Origin of the sequence: Streptomyces sp. NPDC058683, from assembly GCF_042716195.1 — a bacterium.
GTDB lineage: Bacteria > Actinomycetota > Actinomycetes > Streptomycetales > Streptomycetaceae > Streptomyces.
The window spans coordinates 1-5,971 of sequence record NZ_JBHXSK010000120.1; the positions used below are offsets into that span (position 1 = coordinate 1).

The following is a 5,971-nucleotide window of genomic DNA, read 5'->3' on the forward strand; positions in this document are numbered from 1 at the left end:
TTTTACAGCGGGGGGGTGCAACGTCTTCCTGAAATTCACGAATGGGGGGTCGGGGGGGGGGGGAGGCTAAATCTTTCGGGTGGGGGGCGCCGCGATGCAAATCGAGGCGCCCCGCTCCATGTTCCCGCCTACGAGAGGCCGTTCGTGGCCTCGTCCGCGGGTCAGACCTCCACGACGACCGGGAGGATCATCGGCCTGCGGCGATACGTGTCCGAGACCCACTTGCCGAGGGTCCGGCGGATGAGTTGCTGCAGCTGGTGGGGCTCAACGACCCCGTCCTGGGCCGAGCGTTCCAGGACCTCCGAGATCTTCGGGACGACGGCCGCGAACGCCGAGTCGTCGATGCCGGAGCCGCGGGCCTGGATGTGCGGACCGCCCGTGATCTTGCCGGTGGAGGAGTCGACCACGACGAAGACCGAGATGATGCCCTCGTCGCCGAGGATCTTGCGGTCCTTCAGGGCCGGTTCGCCGACGTCGCCGACGGAGAGACCGTCCACGTACACGTAGCCCGCCTGGACCTTGCCGGAGATCTTGGCCTTGCCCTCGACCAGGTCGACGACCACGCCGTCCTCGGCGATGACGATGCGGTCGTGCGGGATGCCCGTCAGGGCGCCGAGTTCGGCGTTGGCCCGCAGATGGCGCCATTCGCCGTGTACCGGCATCAGGTTCTTCGGCCGGCAGATGTTGTAGAAGTACAGCAGCTCACCGGCGGAGGCATGGCCGGAAACGTGCACCTTGGCGTTGCCCTTGTGGATGACGTCGGCACCCCAGCGGGTCAGGCCGTTGATGACGCGGTAGACCGCGTTCTCGTTTCCGGGGATCAGGGACGAGGCCAGGATGACCGTGTCGCCGTCGACGATACGGATCTGGTGATCGCGGTTGGCCATCCGGGACAGGGCGGCCATCGGTTCGCCCTGGGAGCCCGTGCAGACCAGGACCACCTGGCTGTCCGGGAGGTCGTCGAGTGTCTTGACGTCGACGACGAGGCCCGGCGGGACCTTGAGGTAGCCCAGGTCCCGGGCGATGCCCATGTTGCGGACCATGGAACGGCCGACGAAGGCGACCCGGCGGCCGTACTCGTGGGCCGCGTCCAGAATCTGCTGGATGCGGTGGACGTGGCTGGCGAAGCTCGCCACGATGATCCGCTTGCGGGCTCCGGCGAAGACCTGGCGCAGGACGTTCGAGATCTCGCGCTCGGGCGGGACGAACCCCGGTACCTCGGCGTTCGTCGAGTCGGCCAGAAGAAGGTCGATGCCTTCCTCGCTCAGCCGTGCGAACGCGTGTAGATCCGTCAGACGGTGGTCCAGCGGGAGCTGGTCCATCTTGAAGTCGCCGGTGTGCACCGCCATGCCGGCCGGGGTGCGGATGGCCACGGCCAGGGCGTCCGGGATGGAGTGGTTGACGGCGACGAACTCGCAGTCGAAGGGGCCGATGCGCTCGCGCTGCCCCTCCGCCACTTCCAGGGTGTACGGGCGGATGCGGTGCTCCTGGAGCTTCGCCTCGATGAGGGCGAGGGTCAGCTTGGAGCCGATGAGCGGGATGTCCGGCTTCTCGCGGAGCAGGAAGGGGACGCCGCCGATGTGGTCTTCGTGGCCGTGGGTGAGGACGATGCCCTCGATGTCGTCGAGACGGTCCCGGACGGACGTGAAGTCCGGCAGGATCAGGTCGATTCCGGGCTGCTCCTCCTCGGGGAAGAGCACCCCGCAGTCGACGATCAGCAGACGGCCGCCGTACTCGAAGACGGTCATGTTTCGGCCGATCTCGCCGAGCCCGCCGAGCGGGGTGACGCGCAGGGCGCCTTCGGGGAGCTGGGGCGGCGGGCCGAGTTCAGGATGCGGATGACTCAAAAGACTCTCCTCACCACCCACGCCACGTACCGGTCGGGCACGTGGCGTGGATGACGTTCGTGCATAAGCAGTTGTCGTTGTGGAATGCGGGCACCGGTGTCCCGCCGTATTCAGTTGTTAAGCCTTGCTACGCGGACGTCCGCGTGAAGTCTGTTGTCAGAGCTGTACCCCGCCAGCAGCAAGATCGATCTTGAGCTGGGCGATCTCCTCGGCCGAACATTCGACCATGGGGGCGCGCAGCGGCCCGGCGGGCAGACCCTGGAGGGTCAGCGCGGCCTTGGTCGTCATGACGCCCTGGGTGCGGAACATGCCGGTGTAGACCGGGAGCAGCTTCTGGTGGATCTCCATGGCCTTCTGCACGTCACCGGAGGTGAAGGCCTCGACGAGGGCCCTGAGGTCCGGGGTGACCACATGGCCCACGACCGAGACGAAGCCGACGGCGCCCACGGAGAGCAGCGGCAGGTTGAGCATGTCGTCGCCGGAGTACCAGGCGAGGCCGGACTGGGCGATGGCCCAGCTCGCGCGGCCGAGGTCGCCCTTGGCGTCCTTGTTGGCGACGATCCTCGGGTGCTCGGCCAGGCGGACGAACGTCTCGGTGTTGATCGGTACGCCGCTGCGGCCGGGGATGTCGTAGAGGATGACCGGCAGCCCGGTGGCGTCGGCCACCGTCGTGAAGTGCCGGTACAGGCCCTCCTGCGGGGGCTTGTTGTAGTACGGCGTGACGACCAGCAGGCCGTGTGCGCCGTCGCGCTCGGCCTGGCGGGCCAGCTCGATGCTGTGGTGGGTGTCGTTGGTGCCGACGCCGGCCACGATGTGGGCGCGGTCACCGACCGCCTCCAGTACGGCTCGTACCAGGTCCGATTTCTCCGCGTCGCTGGTGGTGGGCGACTCACCGGTGGTGCCGTTGATGATCAGGCCGTCGTTGCCTGCATCCACCAGGTGGGTGGCGAGCCGCTGTGCGCCGTCGAGGTCGAGTGCGCCGTCCGCCGTGAAGGGCGTGACCATGGCGGTGAGGACCCGCCCGAAGGGGGTCTGCGGAGTGGAGGTCGGAGCCATGGGTTACACGCTACTCGGTGCTCACGGCGCGGTCTGCCCTTGGGGTGCGGGGAAAGTCCGGACAAATGCGGAGCCCGGCACTGCCTGCTCGGGGGTTCAAGCAGTGCCGGGTCCGTTTGATCAGGCTAGATGAACTTCACTAAATGCCGCAATACGGACACCTCGCCGGGCTGATCCGTACATCTGTTCCGAGCACGACAAGACGCGCGAGAGGCCGGGCGGCAGAACGGCCGGGTTACGGCGCGACACGGCCGTTGGCGTTGAAGGCGCCGTGGGTGAGCGGCATGAGCCTGGCCCACTCCGCCTCCATCTTCTCGCCGACCATCTCGATCTCCCGCTGCGGGAAGGACGGCACCTTGGCCAGCTCGTGCTGGGTGCGCAGGCCGAGGAAGTGCATCAGCGAGCGGGCGTTGCAGGTGGCGTACATCGACGAGAAGAGCCCGACGGGCAACACCGCCCGGGCCACCTCACGCGCGACACCGGCGGCGAGCATCTCCTGGTAGGCCTGGTACGCCTGGATGTACGACTCCTGCATCGACCGGTCCACGAGCTCCTGCTGAGCCTCGGTGCCCGCCACGAACTCGTACTTGCCGGGACGGCCCTGCTGGACCAGCTTGCGGTCCTCGCCGGGGAGGTAGAAGACCGGCTGCAGCTCCCGGTAGCGCCCCGACTCCTCGTTGTACGAGTTGTGGACGACGAAACCGTTCGCGAGGAAGTTGTGCCAGGGGCCTTCCACGGAGAGGTCGTACGTCATCTCCTCGCCGTCGGTCTCGATCGAGACGATCCGGTCCGGCACCGCTTTGGCGACCTTTCCGTCGCGCCGGGCCAGCGCCTGCTCTCCCGCGCTCTTCACCGCGTGGCACGGCTCGCAGGCGGGAGCGAGGTTCTTGTCGTCGAGGGCCTGGAGCAGGTCACCCGCCACCGGGACGACGTGGTCGAGGGCGAGCTGCTCCCGCGGGAAGCCCTCGCCGCACAGATGGCAGGTGTCGAACTCCTTGATGAGCCTCTCGCGCTGCATGGAGGTCCACACGCCGATACCGCGACGCAGGCTCGGCGGGACCAGGGCCTGAGACGGGCGCGGCGCGGTGCCGGAGACGAGTACGGCGTCCCCGACGGACAGCTCTCCCGCCTTGCACCAGCCCTCGGGGGTGAACAAGGCGTGGTCGACGGTACAACGGAGCGTCTTGCCGGAGGCTGTGGTGATCTTGACAAGCGTCTTGACCCCCGACTCGATCACATCGACGATCCTCGCCCGCTGAGCGAGGAGGGTTTCCTCGTCGTAGCAGCGCACGTGGTTGCGGCGCACCGATTCGAGCTTGCGGATGCGGGTGCCGGGGTGCAGCTCCCGGAATTCGGCGACGGTGGACTCGGCCGCCTCGCGGTTCTCGTACAGCCCGAGGTAGTGGTTGGTGTCTCCACGCCTCACCTGCGCCATCCACTTGCCGGCCCGGCTGTGCCAGGTGACACCACCGGCCGAATGCGGCAGGCGGTCCTCGACGCCCAGGTGCCAGAGCTCGTACAGCTCGGCGATGGTGCGTCGGCGCAGGTGACCGGCCTCGCTCTCCAGCGTGATCTCCGTGTCCCCGGCGATGCACCAACCCACCCTGTGCCGCATGAACTCGCGGAAGACGAAGATCGGGGCACTGATGAAGAACGTCATCGAGTTGTGCTCGAAGGGGCTGCCGTGCCGGTCCCGCATCAGGTAGTTGATCAGGCCCTTGGAGCGCTCGGGGTCCTTCTTCAGCTCGTCCAGGGACTGCTCGCCGGCGGTGGAGACCCGGGCGGCCCACAGCACGTCGGAGTCGGCTGCGCTGTGCTTGACCAGGTCGACGGTGACATCGCTCCGGAAGCTGGGCTTGAGGTCGTCGGCGGGGGTGTCGGTCACGGCTCGGAGGGTCCTTCCATCACTTCTCTCGGGCGGCGCCCACTCTACGGCCCGGCACCGACATCAGGACGTTCGGTGCCGGGGCGCGACATCTTTGGCGAACTTCGGTGAAGTTCTGTGAATTCGGGGCAACCGGGCACCTATCGCCACGTTCGCTCGTCTGTGTTGGTGAGGGCGATTCGTTCGATCTCTGCCCGCAGTTCGACGAGTTCCCGAGAGGAGACGCCCCGATGTTCCTCCCCCAGCTACCGCTGGGAGGTGCCCCCAGGCGCCAACCCGTACCGTTCGCCTTCATCGCCGAAGCCGACAGGTTCCGCAGCAATGTGGCTCCCCCGCCCCGGCAGCGGCCGTCCGTGAGTCAGATAGCCGGGCGCTGGCTGCTCGGGCTCACCATCGTCGCCGGCATAGTGGGCTCGCTGGTCCTGGGTATGCCGGCGCTGTCCACGCCGTCCGACACGGGAACCCAGCAGTCGCAGGCCTCTCAGGGGCACTGACTCTTCCGGACCCCCGCGAGTGGTGAGCGGGGACACGGGCGGATAGCCTCACCGGGCACAGCCCATGCATGGATTGAGTGAGGACCAGCCGTGCCCCTGCCCTTCCTGATGGCCGACCGCACCGATGACGCGGCACTCGACAGCGCCCTGCCCTACGACGACCGGGACCGCTGGCGGCGCCCCTACCGCCCCGGGCCGTGGCGTGTGGGCGGGGCCGCCCTGTGGCTGCTGCTCGCCTCGTTCGTGCTGTTCGCGGCGGTCGCGCTGGGCCTGACCGGCTCGCTCTCCTCCGCCGGGGCGGTCCTCGGCATCGCCCTGCTGATCATCGCCGGCGCCCTGCGGATACTGCGCATGGGCGTGTGGGTGAGCGCGCGTGGGGTGCGCCAGGTGGGTCTGCTGTACACGCGGACGGTGCCCTGGAGGCGGGTCGTCTCGGTGCGCACGGCGCAGCAGCCGGTCCGCTGGCTGGGGCTGCCGCGCACGGTGCAGGGGCAGGCGCTGACTCTCGTACGCAAGGACCGGTCGTCCGACGACATGGATCCGCTGCTGACCACGCACGGGATGGACTTCCTGGGCCGGGCGTCGGCCTTCGACCGTGCGGCGGACGCGGTGGAGGCATGGGCGGCGGAGTACGGGCGCGGCTGAGCCCCCCGGTGGCATACGAGGCAGGGGCCGGTCCGCATCACGCC

At 68.4% G+C, this 5,971-nt stretch carries 4 protein-coding genes and 3 pseudogenes; 2 read left to right on the forward strand and 5 right to left on the reverse strand.

What is annotated here, in order from left to right; all coding sequences use genetic code 11:
- Positions 1-161 precede the first annotated feature (161 nt).
- The 5 genes and pseudogenes from ACFWXC_RS52810 to ACFWXC_RS52830 all read right to left on the reverse strand — a co-directional run.
- Positions 162-1,847, reverse strand: a complete 1,686-nt coding sequence (locus ACFWXC_RS52810; RefSeq protein WP_384491479.1) for a ribonuclease J — start codon at positions 1,845-1,847, stop codon at positions 162-164.
- Positions 1,848-2,003: 156 nt separating this feature from the next.
- Positions 2,004-2,903, reverse strand: coding sequence for a 4-hydroxy-tetrahydrodipicolinate synthase (gene dapA, locus ACFWXC_RS52815; RefSeq protein WP_384491481.1), 900 nt, complete (start codon positions 2,901-2,903; stop codon positions 2,004-2,006).
- A 235-nt stretch (positions 2,904-3,138) separates the two neighbouring features.
- A pseudogene (thyX, locus tag ACFWXC_RS52820) lies at positions 3,139-3,591 on the reverse strand (FAD-dependent thymidylate synthase); the annotation flags it as partial.
- A pseudogene (locus ACFWXC_RS52825) lies at positions 3,592-4,518 on the reverse strand (HNH endonuclease); the annotation flags it as partial.
- A pseudogene (locus ACFWXC_RS52830) lies at positions 4,498-4,788 on the reverse strand (FAD-dependent thymidylate synthase); the annotation flags it as partial. The pseudogenes ACFWXC_RS52825 and ACFWXC_RS52830, both read right to left, overlap by 21 nt.
- Positions 4,789-5,018: 230 nt before the next feature.
- On the opposite strand from ACFWXC_RS52830, the gene ACFWXC_RS52835 reads away from it, so the two are divergent.
- Together ACFWXC_RS52835 and ACFWXC_RS52840 are read left to right on the forward strand one after the other, a co-directional pair.
- Positions 5,019-5,282: a hypothetical protein gene (locus tag ACFWXC_RS52835; protein WP_384491483.1), complete on the forward strand. Its 264-nt coding sequence runs from the start codon at positions 5,019-5,021 to the stop codon at positions 5,280-5,282.
- A 90-nt stretch (positions 5,283-5,372) separates the two neighbouring features.
- Positions 5,373-5,927 carry a hypothetical protein gene (locus ACFWXC_RS52840; RefSeq protein WP_384491485.1) on the forward strand — a complete coding sequence of 185 codons (555 nt, stop codon included), beginning with the start codon at positions 5,373-5,375 and terminating at the stop codon, positions 5,925-5,927.
- Positions 5,928-5,971: the final 44 nt, after the last annotated feature.

What these genes read in the sequence shown, in the direction of transcription:
- dapA (WP_384491481.1), bottom strand. Translation starts at nt 2,903, where the DNA reads ATGGCTCCGACCTCCACTCCGCAGACCCCCTTCGGGCGGGTCCTCACC.
- ACFWXC_RS52835 (WP_384491483.1), top strand. Translation starts at nt 5,019, where the DNA reads ATGTTCCTCCCCCAGCTACCGCTGGGAGGTGCCCCCAGGCGCCAACCC.